The following is an 18,035-nucleotide window of genomic DNA, read 5'->3' on the forward strand; positions in this document are numbered from 1 at the left end:
CCGCCTGCCCTTCGGTCGGGCCTTTCTGGATGGAGACCAGCGACACGCCGGGGATGGCGGCGAGCCGGGCGAAGGGAGCCAGACCAATAGAGCGGTTGCGGTCGTTGCCGTGGGTCGGTGATCCGGCCCAGACGATCCCCACCTTCAGCCCCGGCAGGCCGGACAGACGATCGGCCCACCGCGCCACCGTCTGCGGCTCCGCGTGCAGATAGGGAACGCGGGACGGGATGGTTTCCAACCGCGTTCCAAACAGGAGGGGCAGGCTCAGCACCGGCACTTGCAGGTCGAAATCGGGCAACGGGTCGCCGGTCGCGACCGCGCTCACACCGGGAAGACTGCGCAGGATGGGGGCAAGGTCGCGTTGACACTCCAGCAGGATGGGCGGGTCCTGCGCGTCGCGTGGAATGAGCGGCGCGTAACGGACGAACTGGAGGACATCGCCATACCCTTGCTCCCAATACACCAGCAGGCGCCGCCCCTTCAGCGGCGACCCGTCCCAGCGTGGTTGTGTGAAGGCGCGTTGGGGGGAGGGAAGATGGCCATGCTTCCAGCGCCATTCATAACGCCGCCACCCCTCGACGAAATCCCCCAGCAGCAACCGCACCAGGGATTCGTTCCAGTACGCCCCGGCGAAATTCGGGTCCAGCCGTGTGGCCCTGTGAAAGGCGCGCAACGCGTCCCAGAAGGCACCGATGTCCTTCACCGCCGATCCGAAGTTGCTGTAGGCGTTGCTGTGCTGTGGGTGGAGCGCGATGGCGCGCCGGAAATGGCGGCTGGCCTTCAGCGGCTGTCCCGCCATCCGCAGCATGGCACCATGGTTGTTGGCGTATTCGGCTTCCAGCGGGGCGGCTTTTTCCGCGCGCGCAAAGGCGTCTTGGGCGTCTTCGGGATGTTTCAGCGCCTCCAACAGCAGCCCCAGCCGATTGAGAAGAACCGGTTGCTGAGGGTTGAGCCGCACCGAGCGGTCGTAGGCTTGGGCGGCTTCGGTCTCACGACCGGCGGTCAACCAATGAGATCCGACGTTGCACCATGCGTTTGCCGAGTCCGGTGCCAGGGTCAGCGCCAAACGGAACAGGAGAAACGCGGCCTCGGGTTGGCCCATGTCGGCGCGCAGAAGGCCCAAATTGTTGATGGCCGAGGCAAACTGCGGGTTTATCGCGATGATCCGCTCATACGCCGCCGCAGCCTGGGTGTGTTGGCCAGCCTGTTGCAACCTGAGGGCCATTGCAAAGGCTTGCTCAATGGTGATGGACATCGCGGTGCCGGGTTTCGGGCTGGAGCGTGGGAGGCGACCGAAGCAGTAGCAGAGACGGCAGGCGGGGGGTGAACAGATTTTTGAAACCTTGCGTCGGCTGAGGGCGGGCTTGCATTGCCGTTTCTCGCCCCGCATCAATGGGGCGCGTCCGGATGGGGGCGTTCTTGCGATGGCGACGAGTGGCATGGCGCGGTTTCTGCTGATCAATTACGAATTTCCGCCGCTGGGCGGTGGGGCCGCCAACGCCACGGACAACACCGCGCGCGAGCTGGTGGCGCTCGGCCACGCGGTGCTGGTGCTGACCTCGAGTTTTGACGGCTTGCCGAGGCTGGAGCGCCGCGCCGATGGGGTCGAGATCCGCCGCATTCCCACCCTGCGCCGCCGCCGGGATCGCAGTTCCATTTTGGAGATGCTGGTTTTTCTGGCGTCCTCGCTGGTCACGGTGCCGTGGGTGGCGGCTCGGTGGCGGCCCGATGCCACGATCGCCTATTTTGGGCTGCCTTGCGGTCCGTCGGCCTGGATGGTCAAGGCGCTGTGCGGTGTGCCCTATCTGGTCAGCCTGCGCGGGGGGGATGTGCCCGGTTTCCAGTATGACGGACTCTCGCTGTACCATCGGTTGGCCGGTCCGGTGATCGGTTGGTTGTGGCGTCGGTCGGCGGGGGTGATCGCCAACAGCGAAGGGTTGGCCGATCTGGCGCGCCGCTTCACCCCGGATCTGCCGATTGCCATCATTCCCAATGGGGTGGATGCCACCCGTTTCACACCATCCCCGCAAGGTGGGGGAACGGATGCGGGGCTGGCCCTGCTGTTCGTTGGTCGGGTGGTGCGGCAGAAGGGGTTGGATGTGTTGCTGGAGGCGCTTGCCACGCTGCCACCCTCGCTGCGCGACCGTCTGTCCTTGACCATTGTCGGTGATGGTCCGGCCCGGCCAGAGTTGCGGGATCAGGCTGTGCGGCTTGGCTTGGCCGACCGGATCCTGTTTCGGGGTTGGCTGGGGCGTGACGCGCTGCCCGATGCCTATCGCGCCGCCGATCTGTTCGTCTTTCCGTCGCGCGATGAAGGCATGCCGAATGTGGTGCTGGAGGCGATGGCCGCCGGTCTGCCGGTGGTGGCCACCCGCATCGCCGGAAGCCAGGATCTGGTGGTGGATGGGGAAACCGGCCTGATGCTGGAGGTGGACGACCGCGCAGCGCTTGCCGCCGCCCTCGCGCGGTTGGCCGGTGACGCTGATCTGCGCCGCCGGTTGGGAGGGGAGGGCCGCCGCCGGGTGGTGGAGCGCTTTTCCTGGCGGGCGGTTGCAACCGCCTATGCTGACCGGGCGTTGTCCTCTGGAAAAGGGGCGGAGCGGTGACGGCGCTGGGGCGTGGCTGGGGAATGCACCCGCCGCTCCGCTCCCCTTCATGACGCGCGGTTGACATCCGGCGGCTTTCGGGAGCGTATGGCGGCGCGGCGGAACGGTCGGACATGAGGGATGGAGAGCGTGACGGAACCGGTGAAAAGGGCGGAAAGCGGTGGGGGAGGCACCCCAGGGCTGGCCTTTGATTTTGGCGAGAACTGGGACCATTACTCGCGCACCGTCCTGGACGAGCCACGCCTGACGGCGGCCATCGACAGTCTGGCCGGGCTGATCGGGCCGGATCGTCTGGCCGGGGCCAGCTTCTGCGACGTCGGATCCGGGTCCGGGCTGTTCACCATCGCCGCCGGAAAGCTGGGGGTGGCCCGCGCCCTGGGGTTTGATGTGAACCCCACGGGGGTGGAGGTCGCGCATCGGAATCTGGAGCGTTTCGCGCCGGAACTGGCCGGACGGATCGCCTTTCGCCAGGGGTCGGCGCTGGACGCCGGGTTCGTCGGCACGCTGGGGCGTTTCGATGTGGTCTATGCCTGGGGATCGCTGCACCACAGCGGTTCCATGTGGCCGGCGATCGAAACGGTGGCCCCGCTGGTGGCTCCGGGCGGTGTGTTCGTCCTGGCGCTTTACAACCGCCATTGGACATCACCGATCTGGACCCTCATCAAGATTCTCTACAATCTGTCGCCTGGGATTCTGCGCAAGCTGTGGGATTGGGGGCTGGGGTCGCTGATGCTGCTGGCGACCTGGGCGATCACCCGGTCCAACCCGTTGCGCAAGGAGCGGGGGATGGAGTTCTGGGTGGATGTCACCGACTGGCTTGGTGGCTACCCTTATGAGTATGCCAGCGTGGAGGAGGTCCGGGCGCGGCTCGGCGCTCTGGGCTTTGACCTGCTGGAGGTCCGTCCGCCGCGTGTGCCGACGGGTTGCAACGAATTCATTCTGCGCCGGAGAGCGGCATGAGCGACGACAGCATCAAGATCGGGGCGGCGGCGGCCGTCTGCAATGGCCAGAACCAGGAGGGCCAGAACCGGGGGGACACCCTCGCCGCCGCGTCCTCCGACCATCCGGGTGGCGTCGATTACGATGACAGTTGGGAAAACCGCTGGAACGATATGCGCAAATACGGCCCGACGGGGCGGCATCTGCGCCGCATCGTCACCGCGATGGTGCGCCCGCTGGATTATGACAGCGTGCTGGATGTGGGCTGTGGTCAGGGATCGTTGCTGGCGTCCCTGATGCCGTTGAAGCCTGAGGCCCGTTACGCCGGTGTGGATTTTGCCGCCAAGGCGATCGCGGTGGCGCGACGGCGCGCGCCCAACGCGGAGTTCGGTTTGCTCGACATCGCGGCGGGCCATCTTGACCGCCGTCATGATCTGGTGATCTGCACCGACGTGGTCGAACACATCGAGGATGATGTGACCGCGCTGCGCAACCTCGCGGCCATGACCGGGCGGTACCTGTTGGTGTCCACGCTTCAGGGGCGGATGCGCGATTTCGAGCGCACGGTCGGCCATCACCGCAACTACGCTCATGGGGAGCTTCAGGCCAAGATCCGGTCGGTTGGGCTGGAGATCGAACGGGTGGTGGAGTGGGGGTTTCCCTTTTTCTCGCCGCTCTACCGCAGCGTGCTGGGGGCCGCCAGTGGTCAGGGAACCGAGGGGCAGTACGGCCCCGGTCGCCGTTTCCTGGCGGAATCGCTCTATCACCTGTTCCGCCTGAACTCCTGGTCCAAGGGCGATTACATTTATGTGCTGGCGCGCCGTCCCGGGTCGTAAGATTTGCGGACATGAGATGAGTTCATGATCTCATGAAAAAGTATCTTTAGATGATGATATGGGCGCAAACCCTCATCAGCCTGTCGCTGGTGGCGGCCCTGCTGTGGCGGGTGGATCTGGTGGAGGTCGGACGTGCGCTGATCACCGCACCCGTGCCATTGCTCGCGCTTGCCGCCGCCCTGTTTTTCCTGATGCATGTGCTGAACGCGGTGAAGCTGCGGGTTCTGTTGCCGGAGCAAAGGGTCGGGCGGCTTCTGGCCCACACGCTGGTGGCGCAGTTCTACGCGCTGGTGTTGCCCGGCCAGCTTGCCGGGGAAGCGGTGAAGGCTTACCGCCTGAGCCGGGCGGAGGCGACCGCGCCAGCGGACGCACCGGATGGCGGGCGTGTCGTCTCGGCGGTGGTGTTCGACAAGGTGACGGGGATCGGTGGCCTGCTGCTGGTGACGCTGGTCGGTCTGGCGCTGGAGATGGCCCGCTTTGGCGGCGGCTTGCTGCTGGCGGTCCTGGGGATCCTGGCGGGGTTGGCGGTGGCGGTGGCGGCGTTGGCCTGGAAGCCGACACGAACCGGCCTGCGGTCGCTGCTGTCGTGGCGCGCGGGTCCCCGACGCCGGGCCTGGTTGCTGGGGCCGCTCGACCGCTTTCTGGCGGCATGGCAGGCGCAGGCGCGTCAACCCGCGCGGGCGGCCTTGTCCGTGATGGGCGGTGTGGCGGTGCAGGTGGCGGCGGTGGCGGGCAGCCAGGCGTTGGGGCTGGCGGTTGGCATCGATCAGCCCTTTTCGGTGTGGAGCGTGGTGATCGGCGTGATGTCGGTGATCGTTCTGCTGCCGGTCACGGTCGCGGGCATTGGCCTGCGCGAGGCGTCGCTGGTCGGTCTGCTCGACCCGGTCGGGGTGCCGCACAGCCAATCCCTGGGGCTGGGGTTGGGCATTCTGGCCTTTCAGGTGATGGTGGCGCTGGTGGGGGCGGTGATCGACCTTGTGATGCCGCGTTTGGGCGGTCGGCGGCGGATGACGGCGGGCGATTCCGGTTCGTGAGCCGGTGCCGGCGGTCCAATTATCCGTTGCGCCGGACGGAGCCACCCGCCATACCATGGCCCGGCCTTCTCACCTGCGGAAGCCATCCAGCGTTCGGATCTGTTCGATGACCCTCCTGCTTTCTCCCGGAATGACCCCGACGGATCTCGGCGTGGGCGCGGTTTCCGTGTCGGTCCTGATCCCGGTCTACAACGAGGAGGCGAACATCGCCCCTCTGTGTGAGAGGCTGATTCCCGCGCTCGACGCGCTGGGGCGCAGCTTCGAGGTCATCTTTGTCAACGACGGTTCCCGCGACGGGACTGAAGCGGAGTTGGAGCGGGCCGCCGCCGATCGGCGCATCCGTGTCATCAATTTCCGCCGCAACGTCGGCCAGACGGCGGCGATGATGGCGGGCATCGATCACGCGCGTGGCGAGGTCATCGTGCCGATGGACGGCGATCTGCAGAACGATCCGCAGGACATCGCCGGGCTGCTCGCCAAACTGGATGAAGGCTATGATGTGGTGTCGGGGTGGCGCGCCGACCGGCAGGATGGGTTCCTGCTGCGCACGCTGCCCAGCCGCATGGCCAACAAGATGATCTCCACCATTTCGGGGGTGAAGCTGAACGATTACGGCTGCACGCTGAAGGCCTATCGCCGCCAGATGCTCCAGGGCTATCGCCTGTATGGAGAAATGCACCGTTTCGTGCCGATCTACGCCCGCTGGCAGGGCGCGCGCCTGACCGAGATACCGGTGCGCCACCACGCCCGCCGCTTTGGCACCTCCAAATACGGCCTGGAGCGGGTGGTGAAGGTGGTGCTCGACCTTGTGGTCGTGAAGTTCCTGACCCAATACGAAACCAAGCCGATCTACATCTTCGGTTTTGCCGGTTTGACCTTCATGGGCTTGGCGTTCCTGGCCGGTCTCTACGCGCTGTATCTGAAGCTGGTGGATGGCATCTCCTTCATCATGACGCCGTTGCCGTTGCTGGTGACGATGGGGCTGCTGACCGGCGTGATGTGCATCCTGATGGGGCTGCTGGCCGAGCTGCTGGTGCGCATCTATTTCGAAAGCCAGGGCAAGAGCCACTACTCCGTCAAGTCGCGGCTGAATTTCGACGAACCGCCCACCGCGCCGTGACACTGACGGAGGGAGCGGGCCGTGCCGGTCGTTTCCCTCCGTCCTGTGCGACGCCTTTCCGTGACCGTCAGCGCGCCCGCTTCGCAAAGACGGGGGGCAGCCCGTCCGGCGGGGACAGGGCGCTGAGACCCAGATCGCGCGACAGCGCGAAGACGTGGATGCGCTCTCCCGTGGACAGCGCGTCCACTGGCACCGGCAGGATGAAACCGCTGTCGGCGAGGCTGGGGTTGTCCAGCGCCTTGGCCACGTCGGGGCGTGCGGCACCGGTGCCGCCAACCGCCACCACCCGACCGCCGATGACGACCAGCAGGTTGGCCGCCGGTTCCCGGTTCACCGCATCGGCGGCCCAGCCGACCAGGCTCCGCCGCCCATCCCGGCTTTCCTCCAGCGCGTCGACCGAGCCGATCAGTCGGCCCGGGGTGGCGGGGACCGCCAACCGCAAGCTTTGGGCCGCGTCGAGGGTGGCCTGCATCAGCGTGTTGGCCTGGAAGCGGCCGGGCGGGGAACTGTCCGACGTTTCCAGCGGACGCAGGAAAGCGGCGTGCATCCGGTGCGCCACCTCAAGATAGGGGGCGATGTCGCGGGGGGAGATCGTCGGGCATGTCAGCGGACGCCCCCAATCCAGACTGCCGTCGGCCCGGCGGATCGAGGCGAGATGGGCGGCGATGCAGGCCGCACCCCGCGCGTCGCGGGTGACCAGCATGCTGTTCAAGTCGGCAACGCGCCAATGGCGCAGCAGGCTTTCACGGTCGGGGCCATGGGCCAAGACCAGCAGCCCGATCAGCAGCCCTCCGGCCAGCGGGCGCAAGGCAGCCGGCTTGAGCGGCAGCACGCGCAACCAGCCGGCCACGACCGCCGGAAGGCCGATGATGATCGGAAAGGCGTAGCGGGGGGTGGCGCCGCAAGCGAGCGTCGCCGGGATGCTGTCGCCGCACAGGCGCGCGCGGCCCAACGCCGTGACCATCGTCACCAGGACGATGCCCGCGACCAGGGCGGCGATGCAGAACGCCGCGTTTCCGCCACGATCATCCTCCCGCTCCCTTCCCAGAAGCAGGGCGGGCACAAGCCCGGCATAGGCCAGGAACAGCGCCCCGCCCACCGCCAACGACCGTGTCGGGTCGGCGGCCGTCGCCGCCACACCGGCGGCGTTGGCGAAGGCCCCCAGCAGGAACCCCCAGAACTCCGGCTCCCACGGCAGCACCAGCGGCTGCCCGGTGTGGTTGGCGTAAGAGCCGTGAAAGGTCAGATACAGCATCGCTGCCGACAGCAGGACGCCCCCACCGACCGCCACCGGAAGGCGGCGATTGGCGGCCGGGTCAGCCCCGCGACTCTGGCGCAGGGCCAGCACCGCCGCCGCACCACCGGCCCCCAGCGCGTAGCTGGCACCGAAGACGCCGGTCGATCCGAAGGTCAACAACGCGGGAAGGGCCGCCATCGACCATCCGGCGGCCATGGCGTGCAGGTAGAGAAACAAAGCGGTGAAGAAGATCGGTTGAGCCAACCCCATGTGCTGGTAATAAAAATAATCGGCGTTGGCTGTGCCCATCAGGAAAAAGCCCGCCATCGCCACGGGCACCGCCGCCCACCCCGTCGGCGCGCAGACACGCAGCAACAGCGCGGCGTAAGAGACCAGCATCGCGCCGAAGCACAGCCACCCCACCAGCCGGAAGGTGAGGAAGTCGACGCCGATCACCCGCCACAGGGCGTGTGTCACCAGCTTGAAGACCGGAGCGACGTGATCGCTGTCCTTGGCAAAAAGGGATTGGAAGGTCAGCGGCTGCTGCACGCCCTGCTGTTCGCCGAAAAAATACCCCCAGTCATCCCAGAAGGGCAGGCCGGAACTGGCGCGCATGTTCATACCGAACTGGTGCATGTAGATCACCAGGATCAGACCCAGGACCACGGCCAAGGTCAGGCGGGCAACGCCGCCACCCATCCTGTGGTCCGGCCCACCGTGGCGGTTTTGCGCGGTGGCGGACGTTTCACGCGTCAACGCTGGACTCCCTGGCGGTGTGACGAAGGGTGGGGCGATCAATCGTCGCGGCGAGCGCCGTCCACGCCCACAGCAAGCCCCGGTGGTCGGCCCGCCCGCCACGATGCTCGTCCCAGCGGGCGGACAGCCACGCGCCATCCATGCCGATCCTTGCCGCCGTGTCGGTCGCGGGGGGCAGCAGATGGCGCAACCAGCGACTCAGCGGAATGCCGAACCCTTTCTTGGGCCGGGCGAGGATCGACGGGGGCAGCAAAGGGGCCATGGCCTTTTTCAAGATCCATTTCCGACTGCCTTTGATCAACCCGCCCGTCGGTCCGTTCGGTCGCAGTTTGGCCGAAGCGGGCAGGCGGCTGACGAAGGCGACCAAATCGCGGTCGAGGAAGGGGGAGCGGGTTTCCAGCGAACAGAACATGCTGGCCCGGTCCGCCTTGATGAGCAGGTTCTCGCCCAGATAGAAGCGACCGTAGAATTCGATGGAGCGGTCCACATCGTGGCGGCTGGCTCCCGAATTCCACAGGGCATCCGCCTCCTCATACAGGTCGTCGGCGGACACGGTGACGCCGAACAGACGCCCCACCTCCTCCACCGACGCGGGGGCGAGCCAGGACGGCATCCAGTGCGCCGGTCGATGCCCCAGCCCGCGCAGCGCCCGGCGCAGCTTGAAATCAAAGCTCATGTTGCGGTCGGAGCGCGGCAGGCGGTGGGCCGCCGCTTCGGCCAGCCGGTGCAACGGGGCGGGCATCACGCTGTGATAGAGGCGGGCGGGACCCAGGGCGTCGAAAGTGTCGTAGCCTGCAAAGAGTTCGTCCCCGCCGTCACCGGTCAAGGCCACCGTCACGCGTTCACGGGCAAAGCGCGACAGCAGATGGGTGGGGAGGATCGACGGGTCGGCGATCGGATCGTCCAGCCGTCCCAGAAGGTCGGGGAGCAACCCGGCGGCGGTGTCGAGGTTGAGCGTGCGGCAAGCGTGATCGGTGCCGTAATGGCGTGCAGCCTCTGCGGCATAACCGGATTCATCGAAGCTTGGTTCGTCAAAGCCGATGGTGAAGGTCTTCATCGACGCCGGATCGCGGTGGCGGGCGGCAAGCGCGACGATGGCGGCGCTGTCGATGCCCCCCGACAGGAAGAAGCCGACCGGCACGTCGCTCAGCATCCGGCGTTCCACCGCGCGGTCCAGCAGGTCGCGCAACTCCTCCGCCCAGGCGTCGGGGCCGCCCGGCGGCGGGTCATCCACCACCATGCGGTATTCCCAGTAGCGGTTGACCGACAGCGCGCGGCTGTGCAGGTCATAGATCATGCTGCAGCCGCCCGGCAGCTTGCGCACCGCCTTGTGGGCGGTCAGCGGTGCCGGAATGAAGCCGTAGGCGAAATACTTCATCAACGCCCGCTGGTCGAGGGCATCGGACACCGTCGGGTGGGACAGGACGGCGGTTGCCTCTGATGCGAAGACCAGGCCTTCGGCGGTTTCGGCGTAGAACAGGGGCTTCTTGCCGAAACGGTCACGCCCGAACACCAGACGGTTCCGGCGGTGGTCGTGCAGGCAGAAGGCGAACATGCCGTTCAGCCGTTCCAGCATGTCCAGACCCCATTCCCGATAGCCGTGCAGCAGCACTTCGGTGTCGGAATGATCCGTGACGAAACGGTGTCCGGCCTGCTCCAGCGCATGGCGCAACTCGGGAGCGTTGTAGATTTCGCCGTTGTAGACGATGACCAGATCGCCTTCGGTGGTGGCCATCGGTTGATGACCGCCTTCGATGTCGATGATGGCCAACCGACGGAAGCCCAGATGCACGGGCAGCGGACCCGTCCGGTTGGCGTAGACGCCATCGTCGTCGGGGCCACGATGTCGGATGATGGTGGTCATGGCGGCGAGGTCGCGCTCGCCGCCGGGTCCGGCAAAGCCGGCGAAACCGCACATTGCTGCTCTCCCGGAGGAACCGCCGAAGATGGCGATGGCGGCTAGATTTAACGCCTTGCCGGAGCGGGAGCCACGGCGAAAATCACGATGCAGTCATCCTGGCCCATCCTGCATGTCCGGACGACAGGGGGGCACCTCTTTCTGTGGAAAGGAAAGATTCGGTTCGATACGGTGCGGTGCAGCGCGGCGCTGTGCGGTGGGGGGATGGATGGACATATCGGTGGGGGAGATTTGCGACGCGGTGCATCGGGGCGATCTTCGCTTTGCGATGTGGGTGATGCGGCATCTGACGCCGGAAAGCGGTGCCCTTTTCCGCAATCACCCGGATCCAGCGGTGCAGCTGTGCTATCTGCGCGCGCGGGCCAACACCCATCGGCTTCATGAAATCTATCGCCCTTGTCCCATTCTGGGGCCGGCGGGGCCGACGTTGCGCCCACGGCAGCGGGCGTTGATCGAAAACATCCTGACGGCGCATTGGATGGATTGGCAGCGTGGCGTCACGCCGCCGCCGCTGTGCCGTGGGATTTTTCAAGTGAGGGGAAGAGCGCAGCCCGTTGATCTGGGCGCGTTGAGGGTTGTCACCGTGTTTGCGCAAAGAACGAGTGGAAACCCCCAGCTGATCGAGAATGACTTCTACGTTCATTTCCGCGAATCCGGTCGTGAGGCGGGAGTCGATGTTCATGCTTTTGCAGGGGATGACATTCTGTACTGCCCCGATTTGGTTCCATCCAAGCCCAGGGGCGAACGGTCACGGGACGATGCCTTGCAGGAGTTGACAGCGTTCCTGGAAGCGCGACGCCCGGACATTGTCATCGCGGACGGTAATTTTTTCCCCACGGCCAACACGGTTGATGATCGTTATTGGACTGAACAGAAGGCGCGGCTGGGCTTTCGCCTGGCCATCTGCGTGGGGGATTGTTACGACGATTCCACCGACATCCGACCATGGTTGCGGTGCGCGGACCTGATTTTGGTCATGAACGACACGGCGGGCCAAGTGCACGGGCTTCCGAACGCGGCGCTGATCCCGTCGTTGCCCATTGCCGCGTCGTTGTTTGACAGGACTGCCCCAAAAGACATTGGGCTGTCCTGCATCGGATCCGAAAGCCGGAACCGGGTGGCTTGGCTGATGCCGCTTCAAGTCGTTGGTCTTCCCCTGTACGTCAAACTTCATGATCGCACAGCGGAACGGGCGCCAGATTTTACCACATACTGCAACATCATGTCTCGATCAAAGTTGATATTCAACAATGGTTTTGTAACCCCTTATGTAAATATTCAAACTGGACGGTTTTATGAGGCAGTTGTTTGTGGTTCTGTTGTTCTTGATGAGGTTGGATCTTCATCGTTCAAATATTTTTCCGAATATATACACTACATACCAATTTCAAACATTGATCAGTTGACAGCATACGCCCAGTTTTTGATTCAAAATGAAGATTGGAGGTCGATGATCGCGAATTCAGCGCGAGAGTATTGGAATGAGAACTACTCAAGTGTGCGTTTTTGGACCTTCCTCGCCAACAGGCTTCTGTGAATAACCGTGTCGGAAAAGCGTCTCGATGGATTTTCAATCCCAGGGAATTCAAGGTGGTGCTCCACAACAATCCCCTGAAATTGGGAATTTCGATCCGCTCAACGGCAATGGCGCGAGCTTTCTTCGAGGTGTCCGTTGATTGACGGGTCTGTTCCGCGTTGATAGGGTCCTGTGCGGCTGAAAGAGCAATGTTGAGCGCTTCGCTTGAACTTTTGCTTGCAACATATGTCAGATGATACGGCAGAATTTTGGGACTGAACATGCGACTTACGATAGAAATCTCACCGGGGGAATTGCTTGATAGAATAACAATACTTGAAATCAAACGTGATTTGTTTGATGACAAGAAAAAATTGGATCATGTTTGTTTCGAACTTTCGAAGATGACGGGTATTATCGAAGAAATTTTGGAAAATCGTCAAGACATTGAAGAATATAAGATTCGCCTGAAGGCGGTTAATCTTGATGCATGGCATTTGATCGAATTGATGGAGGCCAACTGGTCCAGCGGCCAAAAAGTCTCCGAGGAAATTTTCCACGAGGCTTATCTTCTCAACAAAGAGCGTGTCCGACTCAAACAGGCCGTCGATGTTTTGTTGGGGTCGTCTTTCGTTGAAGAAAAATCATATTTGCCGCCAGCAGCGGTAAGGGTGGATCGGATTTGAGGTTCGATTCTGTGTAAATCAGAGCGAACAGCGCAGAACGTGAGCGAGGCAGGGGCAAAATGAAACATTGGGCTGCGGCCATGGAAGCGGCGAAAGACGGTCGCACCAGTCTTCCGTCTCTGCAAACCATGGCTGACCGGATTGTTGATGATGTGGTGACCACCGCCAACAATCGCATCGGCCAGGTTTTGAATGACGCGGTCAAGCAATTGGCCGCCGCCCTGTATTGGGAGGAGTTGCGCAAATTCATCGCCGCGACGGTTGGGGTCGATGAGAAGGAAGCCTGGTACATTTTCACACCTGGCGGATCAGGTGATGTCATGTTCGCCATGAGCTTTCTGAAGGCTTTCCGGGAGCGGAACGGCGGGCCGGTGATTTTGGTGGTTCCTTCCCCCTTCCAATCCCTCAGCAAGCTGTACGCTGGCGATTATGACCATGTTGTTCCCATCAACCCCCGTTGGGATTTCCTGTCCCGGATACATTCCGTGAAGAAGGGGGAGCCGATTCTGGCTGGCAACAGCGGGGTTCCCACTGCGGGGGATTGGCTCGTCCTGCTTAAGATCGTGACGTTGAACAACCTCTATTGCCTGTTGATGGGGTTGCCTTTCCATACGGAACCGACCCCGCCCCGCATGCCTGAAGGGGCGCGGGAGGCGGCGCGTTCGATTTTGGAGACTTGCGGTCTGAGGCCAGGGCGCACGGTGATTCTTGCGCCCTTCTCCCGCTCCACGACAACGCCGCCCATGTCCTGGTGGCAGGAGCTTGTGCAGGCGCTCAAGCAACGGGATTACGACGTTGCCACGAATGTTGCCGAAGTGCTTGGAAACTCACGCCTGGAAACCATCGAGGGAACCGTTCCCGTCTCCTGCTTGCACGAGCAGGTAACGGCGCTGGTCGAGGAAGCCGGTTTTTTCATCGCCTCGCGCAGCGGGTTGAGTGACATCGTGTCCTTTTCGAATGCGACGATGCGTTTTGTGTACGCGTCGCAGAACCGGCAGAAAGAGCAGAATGTCTGTGCTGTGATCGCGCCCGGCGATTGCCAGAGCGTGCCACGCAACCGTCCGCTCGACCCCACCCGGGCCTTTGAATGGGAGGTGGACGACGACGGTCGTTTTGACGAGGCCATCCTGGCAGGTTTCTGATGCTTGGGGCCGGTGGTGGAGCGTGTTGGCCTTGCCATCGGTCCAGAGTTGGCGTGACGCACAGGACGCGTTTCCGCAACCTCATGCTGGCTGAGCCGAGACATGACCAATGGCGGTGCCATGCGGTTCCGCCCCGTCTATGGAAAACCGAATGCGCCTTGGAATCCTCACCTACGCTTTGCCTCATTTGAAAACCGAACAGGTGCTGCACGGGCTGTTGCGGCGGGGAGGGATGGACATCGCGCTCTACGCGTTGCCCTTTGTGCCCCGACCGGAGCGCAAGGTCCTGTTCCAGCATCGACCGGATCAGCTTGCGGCCGCTCACCCGGCGGCCATCGCCCGCCGCTTCTCGTTGCCTTACCATGAGGTGCCGACCGCCGATGCGATCGCGGGTGGGGACAGCGATCCGCCGGACACGATGCTGGTGACGGTCGGGGCGTTGATCGGCCCCCGGCTTCTGGAGCGGACACGGGTTTTCAACGTGCACGCCGGGTTGATTCCGGCGGTGCGTGGGTTGGACGCCTTCAAATGGGCGATTCACGATGACATGCCGCTGGGTGTGTCGCTGCACGCCATCGACGCCGATGTTGATCGGGGGGACCATGTCCTTTCCCTGCCGACGCCGGTTTACCCGGACGACACGCCCGCCACCTTGGCCCGGCGGCATTACGAGGCTGAGATCGCGCTGCTGATCGGTTTTCAGGATGCGCTGCGGGCACCGGCGTCGCCGTTGCCCGGTTTGGATGACCGACCGGCGCGCAAGCGGATGCCTGCCGAGACCGAGCGGCTGATGCTTGACCGGTTTCCGGCCTATGTGGAACGTCACGCGGTTGACCGTCCGTTGCGTCCGCAAATGTGACGCGGGCGGGGGCCGCAGCGGCTTTGACCCGACCAACACATTCCCTTGGCACCGGCGGGGGGGCATGCTAAGCGGTTGGCCGGTGCACACGCGTTTTACATGCTGGCGATTGGGTTTTCGATGCAAGGTCTCGCTTCGCTTGGGTTTGCGCTCGTCGGCTGTGGGCGCATCGCCCGCAGGCACGCTGATCTTCTGGCCGGTGGTGCGGTGGAGGGCGCGCGTCTTGTCGCGGTCTGTGACACCGATGTTGCCCGCGCCCGGGCCTTTGGCGAGCGCTACAATGTGCCGCATTTCGCGTCCGCCGACGAAATGCTGGAGCGCATCGGGCCGTCCATTGATGTGTTGTCGATCCTGACGCCGTCGGGCAGCCACGCCGCGCTGACCATCGCTCTTGCCCCCCATGGCAAGCACATCGTCGTTGAAAAGCCGATGGCGCTGACCCTGACCGATGCCGACGCGATGATCCGGGCCTGCGATGTGGCGGGGGTCAAGCTGTTCGTCGTCAAGCAGAACCGTTTCAACCGGCCGGTCGTCAAGCTGCGCGAAGCCTTCGATGCCGGACGGTTTGGCAAGCTGGTGATGGGCACGGTGCGTGTTCGCTGGCGGCGCGACCAAAGCTATTACGATCAGGATGGCTGGCGCGGGACCTGGGCGGAGGATGGTGGTGTCTTCGCCAACCAGGCGAGCCATCATGTTGATCTGCTGGAATGGTTTTTGGGAGAACCGGAAACGGTTTATGCCCAGGCGCGCACCGCGTTGGTCGACATCGAGACGGAAGACACCGGCGTGGCCATCGTCCGCTTCGCCTCCGGGGCGTTGGGGGTGATCGAAGCAACCACGGCCGCCCGCCCTGACAATCTTGAAGGCTCCCTCTCTATTCTGGGTGAGAAGGGAACGGTCGAGATTGCGGGGTTTGCCGTGAACGAGATCCGAAGCTGGCGCTTTTCCGATCCGCAACCCGACGACGCGTCGGTCATGGACACGGCGCGCAGCAACCCGCCCGACGTCTATGGCTTTGGCCACGCTCATTACCTGCGCAATGTGGTGGAATGCATCCATCACGGCGGCAAGGCGCTGGTCGATGGCCTGGAAGGGCGGAAGTCGCTGGAACTCATCTCCGCCATCTATGAATCCATTTTCAGCGGGCAGGAGGTGCGCATGCGTTTCCGCCCCACCCACAGCCTGCTTGGTCGGCGATGAGCCTGGACACCGTCATTCCCCTGGTCAATCTGCGCCGTCAATATGTGGCGCTGAAAGACGACATCGCCGCTGCCATCGACGCGGTCCTCGACAGCCAGCATTTCATCAAGGGACCGGCGGTTCGTGCCTTTGAAACCGCGTGGCTGTCCGCGCTGGGGGCGTCGCACGGCAGCGGTTGTTCCAACGGCACCTCCGCGTTGTCGTTGGCGTTGCAAGGGTTGGGGATCGGTGCCGGTGACGAGGTCATCACCACCGCCCACACCTTCATCGCCACGGCCGAGGCGATTTGCCATGTTGGGGCCACGCCGGTTTTTGTCGACATCGATCCGGCGTCCTACACGATGGATCCGGCGGCTGTGGCGGCGGCGGTGACGCCGCGCACCCGCGCCATCATGCCCGTCCACCTGTATGGTGCGGCGGCCGACATGGACGCTCTTCTGGGGGTGGCTGATCGCCACGGCCTGGCGGTGGTGGAAGACGCTGCCCAGGCCCATCTGGGCCGTTGGCATGGCCGGGCGCTAGGAACCCTGGGCGACGCTGGCACCTTCAGCTTTTACCCTGGCAAGAATCTGGGGGCCTATGGCGACGCCGGGTTTGTCGTTGCGCGCGATCGGGCGGTGGCGGAGGCCATCGAGCGGTTGATCGATCATGGGCGGCAGCGCGACTCCAAGTACCTGCACGATGTTGTGGGTCAGAACCAGCGCATGGACGATCTCCAGGCGGCGGTCCTGTCGGTCAAGCTGCGCCATCTGGACGCGTGGACCGCCACCCGCCGGGCACACGCCGCACGGTACGATGCCCGCCTGAAACCGGCGGGTTTCAAAGTGATCGAGCCGTTGGCTGGCTCAGAGCCGGTCTATCATCTCTACGTCGTCGAGGTCGCCGACCGGGACGCGGCGATGGAAGCGTTGCGGGCGCGCGGCATCGGTTGCGGGGTGCATTATCCGGTGCCTCTGCATCTTCAGCCCGCTTTTGCCGGCAGCGCCGCACGGGGGGCCTTGCCGAAGGCGGAACGGGCGGCGGATCATGTCCTCAGCCTGCCCATCTGTGGGGCCATCACCGAGGATGAGGTGGATCGGGTGTGTGACGCTGTGCTCGCGGTTGCGCGTCCGCTGGATCGTGAGTGAGGAGCGTCATCGTGCAGCAGCCATCCGGCCCTGAAACCCGACAGCCGTCCACCGCCATTCCTGTTCTGCAGGGAAGCCTTCCTGACATCCTGGGGTATCTGTCCAAGGAGTTGCAGCGTTTCCCACGCCGGGTGCCGGGGCGGCTTCTGGTTGATGGGGTGGAACTGCGCTACGTTGATCTGCACAGCTTCTATTACCAGTCGCTCCAGATCCTCAACCAACGCCTCTACGAATTCGACACCGACGAGGCGGCTCCGCTGATTGTCGATTGCGGGGCGCACATCGGGCTGGCCTCCCTTTTCTTTGCCCGCCGTTTTCCCCAGGCAACGATCCATGCGTTCGAAGCGGATCCGGCGATTGCCGACGTCCTGGCCTTCAATGTCGCCTCGCTCAAGCTGTCGAACGTGACGACGCAGGCGAAGGCGGTGTGGATCGACGGAGGGGGGATCACCTTCGAACGGTCCAGCGACGATTCCGGCCATGTCCGCACCCATGGGGATGCCAGTGCGCCGGACGTGGTCACAGTTCCATCGGTGCGCTTGCGCGATCTGATTGCCGACCGCGATGTCTCGCTTCTGAAGTTGGATGTTGAGGGGGCGGAGTTCGCGTTGCTGCAGGACTGCGACGGCGCGCTGGGGCGTGTGCGCAAGATGCTGCTGGAGGTTCATTGCTTTGGCCAACCGGACGCGCGTTTGGGCCGCCTGTTGACCGTGCTGGAGAACAACGGCTTTCGGTATGGTTTGTCCGATCTTCATCAGGCTCCTTGGCTGGGAGGGGAGGTTCCTCCCTTCAAGGAGTTGAGCACCGCCAACTATCTGATCTCGGTGTTCGCCTGGCGGTAAGGGCAGCGCCCCACGCCGTTTCATCCGATGCGGGAGCGCATGCCTTGCGGTTGATGCAGATCCACACATTCTACGACGCCTATCTTGGTTCCTTTTATGCCAAGAATTCTGATCTTCGGAACGCATCCTTTCCAGATCAGATTCAGGCCCTGTTGAATGACGGGTTTTCCGGGGCGCATCTGGTTGCGCCGCACATGGAGCCGTTCGGCTATGATGG

General features: G+C 63.9%; 15 protein-coding genes. 12 read left to right on the forward strand and 3 right to left on the reverse strand.

Annotation, left to right across the window (positions count from 1 at the left end):
• Positions 1 to 1,255 (reverse strand): tetratricopeptide repeat protein (locus tag EJ903_RS24200; RefSeq protein ID WP_246015925.1); only part of this gene is annotated, 1,255 nt, incomplete at its 3' end.
• A 184-nt stretch (positions 1,256 to 1,439) separates the two neighbouring features.
• On the opposite strand from EJ903_RS24200, the gene EJ903_RS24205 reads away from it, so the two are divergent.
• The 5 genes from EJ903_RS24205 (at position 1,440) to EJ903_RS24225 (ending at position 6,535) form a co-directional block, all read left to right on the forward strand.
• The gene (locus EJ903_RS24205; protein ID WP_126620334.1) at positions 1,440 to 2,606 is read left to right on the forward strand and encodes a glycosyltransferase; all 1,167 of its coding nucleotides are present in this window, start codon (positions 1,440 to 1,442) and stop codon (positions 2,604 to 2,606) included.
• 120 nt (positions 2,607 to 2,726) lie between these two features.
• Positions 2,727 to 3,566, forward strand: coding sequence for a class I SAM-dependent methyltransferase (locus EJ903_RS24210; RefSeq protein WP_126620336.1), 840 nt, complete (start codon positions 2,727 to 2,729; stop codon positions 3,564 to 3,566).
• Complete coding sequence (locus tag EJ903_RS24215) at positions 3,563 to 4,381, forward strand: class I SAM-dependent methyltransferase (RefSeq protein WP_246015927.1); 819 nt, start codon at positions 3,563 to 3,565, stop codon at positions 4,379 to 4,381. Before EJ903_RS24210 ends, EJ903_RS24215 begins: the two co-directional genes overlap by 4 nt.
• Before the next feature lie 50 nt (positions 4,382 to 4,431).
• On the forward strand, positions 4,432 to 5,415 hold the full coding sequence (locus EJ903_RS24220; RefSeq protein WP_126620338.1) for a lysylphosphatidylglycerol synthase transmembrane domain-containing protein: 984 nt from the start codon (positions 4,432 to 4,434) through the stop codon (positions 5,413 to 5,415).
• A 106-nt stretch (positions 5,416 to 5,521) separates the two neighbouring features.
• On the forward strand, positions 5,522 to 6,535 hold the full coding sequence (locus EJ903_RS24225) for a glycosyltransferase family 2 protein (protein WP_246015929.1): 1,014 nt from the start codon (positions 5,522 to 5,524) through the stop codon (positions 6,533 to 6,535).
• Between the two features lie 67 nt (positions 6,536 to 6,602).
• Here EJ903_RS24225 and EJ903_RS24230 read toward each other — a convergent pair whose 3' ends face one another.
• Both EJ903_RS24230 and asnB read right to left on the reverse strand, forming a co-directional pair.
• Positions 6,603 to 8,528 (reverse strand): hypothetical protein, encoded by a 1,926-nt coding sequence (locus EJ903_RS24230; RefSeq protein WP_126620340.1) that lies wholly within the window; start codon positions 8,526 to 8,528, stop codon positions 6,603 to 6,605.
• Complete coding sequence (asnB, locus tag EJ903_RS24235) at positions 8,518 to 10,446, reverse strand: asparagine synthase (glutamine-hydrolyzing) (protein WP_126620342.1); 1,929 nt, start codon at positions 10,444 to 10,446, stop codon at positions 8,518 to 8,520. The genes EJ903_RS24230 and asnB overlap by 11 nt, the downstream gene beginning before the upstream one ends.
• Before the next feature lie 208 nt (positions 10,447 to 10,654).
• Here asnB and EJ903_RS24240 point away from each other — a divergent pair, with 208 nt between their 5' ends.
• The 7 genes from EJ903_RS24240 (at position 10,655) to EJ903_RS24270 (ending at position 17,818) form a co-directional block, all read left to right on the forward strand.
• Positions 10,655 to 11,983, forward strand: a complete 1,329-nt coding sequence (locus tag EJ903_RS24240) for a glycosyltransferase (protein ID WP_158628004.1) — start codon at positions 10,655 to 10,657, stop codon at positions 11,981 to 11,983.
• Positions 11,984 to 12,243: 260 nt separating this feature from the next.
• A complete protein-coding gene (locus tag EJ903_RS24245; protein ID WP_126620345.1) occupies positions 12,244 to 12,648 on the forward strand; it encodes a DUF6165 family protein in 405 nt (134 codons plus the stop codon).
• Positions 12,649 to 12,707: 59 nt separating this feature from the next.
• A complete protein-coding gene (locus EJ903_RS24250) occupies positions 12,708 to 13,790 on the forward strand; it encodes a hypothetical protein (RefSeq protein WP_126620347.1) in 1,083 nt (360 codons plus the stop codon).
• 151 nt (positions 13,791 to 13,941) lie between these two features.
• On the forward strand, positions 13,942 to 14,649 hold the full coding sequence (locus EJ903_RS24255) for a formyltransferase family protein (protein ID WP_158628005.1): 708 nt from the start codon (positions 13,942 to 13,944) through the stop codon (positions 14,647 to 14,649).
• Positions 14,650 to 14,769: 120 nt separating this feature from the next.
• Positions 14,770 to 15,849, forward strand: a complete 1,080-nt coding sequence (locus tag EJ903_RS24260; protein ID WP_126620351.1) for a Gfo/Idh/MocA family protein — start codon at positions 14,770 to 14,772, stop codon at positions 15,847 to 15,849.
• Positions 15,846 to 16,976 (forward strand): DegT/DnrJ/EryC1/StrS family aminotransferase, encoded by a 1,131-nt coding sequence (locus EJ903_RS24265; RefSeq protein ID WP_126620353.1) that lies wholly within the window; start codon positions 15,846 to 15,848, stop codon positions 16,974 to 16,976. The genes EJ903_RS24260 and EJ903_RS24265 overlap by 4 nt, the downstream gene beginning before the upstream one ends.
• 11 nt (positions 16,977 to 16,987) lie before the next feature.
• A complete protein-coding gene (locus EJ903_RS24270; RefSeq protein ID WP_158628006.1) occupies positions 16,988 to 17,818 on the forward strand; it encodes an FkbM family methyltransferase in 831 nt (276 codons plus the stop codon).
• The last annotated feature ends 217 nt before the right edge of the window (positions 17,819 to 18,035 follow it).

The organism is Azospirillum griseum (assembly GCF_003966125.1).
Lineage (GTDB): Bacteria > Pseudomonadota > Alphaproteobacteria > Azospirillales > Azospirillaceae > Azospirillum > Azospirillum griseum.

What these genes read in the sequence shown, in the direction of transcription:
- EJ903_RS24205 (WP_126620334.1), top strand. Translation starts at nt 1,440, where the DNA reads ATGGCGCGGTTTCTGCTGATCAATTACGAATTTCCGCCGCTGGGCGGT.
- EJ903_RS24210 (WP_126620336.1), top strand. Translation starts at nt 2,727, where the DNA reads ATGGAGAGCGTGACGGAACCGGTGAAAAGGGCGGAAAGCGGTGGGGGA.
- EJ903_RS24215 (WP_246015927.1), top strand. Translation starts at nt 3,563, where the DNA reads ATGAGCGACGACAGCATCAAGATCGGGGCGGCGGCGGCCGTCTGCAAT.
- EJ903_RS24220 (WP_126620338.1), top strand. Translation starts at nt 4,432, where the DNA reads ATGATGATATGGGCGCAAACCCTCATCAGCCTGTCGCTGGTGGCGGCC.
- EJ903_RS24225 (WP_246015929.1), top strand. Translation starts at nt 5,522, where the DNA reads ATGACCCTCCTGCTTTCTCCCGGAATGACCCCGACGGATCTCGGCGTG.
- asnB (WP_126620342.1), bottom strand. Translation starts at nt 10,446, where the DNA reads ATGTGCGGTTTCGCCGGCTTTGCCGGACCCGGCGGCGAGCGCGACCTC.
- EJ903_RS24240 (WP_158628004.1), top strand. Translation starts at nt 10,655, where the DNA reads ATGGACATATCGGTGGGGGAGATTTGCGACGCGGTGCATCGGGGCGAT.
- EJ903_RS24245 (WP_126620345.1), top strand. Translation starts at nt 12,244, where the DNA reads ATGCGACTTACGATAGAAATCTCACCGGGGGAATTGCTTGATAGAATA.
- EJ903_RS24250 (WP_126620347.1), top strand. Translation starts at nt 12,708, where the DNA reads ATGAAACATTGGGCTGCGGCCATGGAAGCGGCGAAAGACGGTCGCACC.
- EJ903_RS24255 (WP_158628005.1), top strand. Translation starts at nt 13,942, where the DNA reads ATGCGCCTTGGAATCCTCACCTACGCTTTGCCTCATTTGAAAACCGAA.
- EJ903_RS24260 (WP_126620351.1), top strand. Translation starts at nt 14,770, where the DNA reads ATGCAAGGTCTCGCTTCGCTTGGGTTTGCGCTCGTCGGCTGTGGGCGC.
- EJ903_RS24265 (WP_126620353.1), top strand. Translation starts at nt 15,846, where the DNA reads ATGAGCCTGGACACCGTCATTCCCCTGGTCAATCTGCGCCGTCAATAT.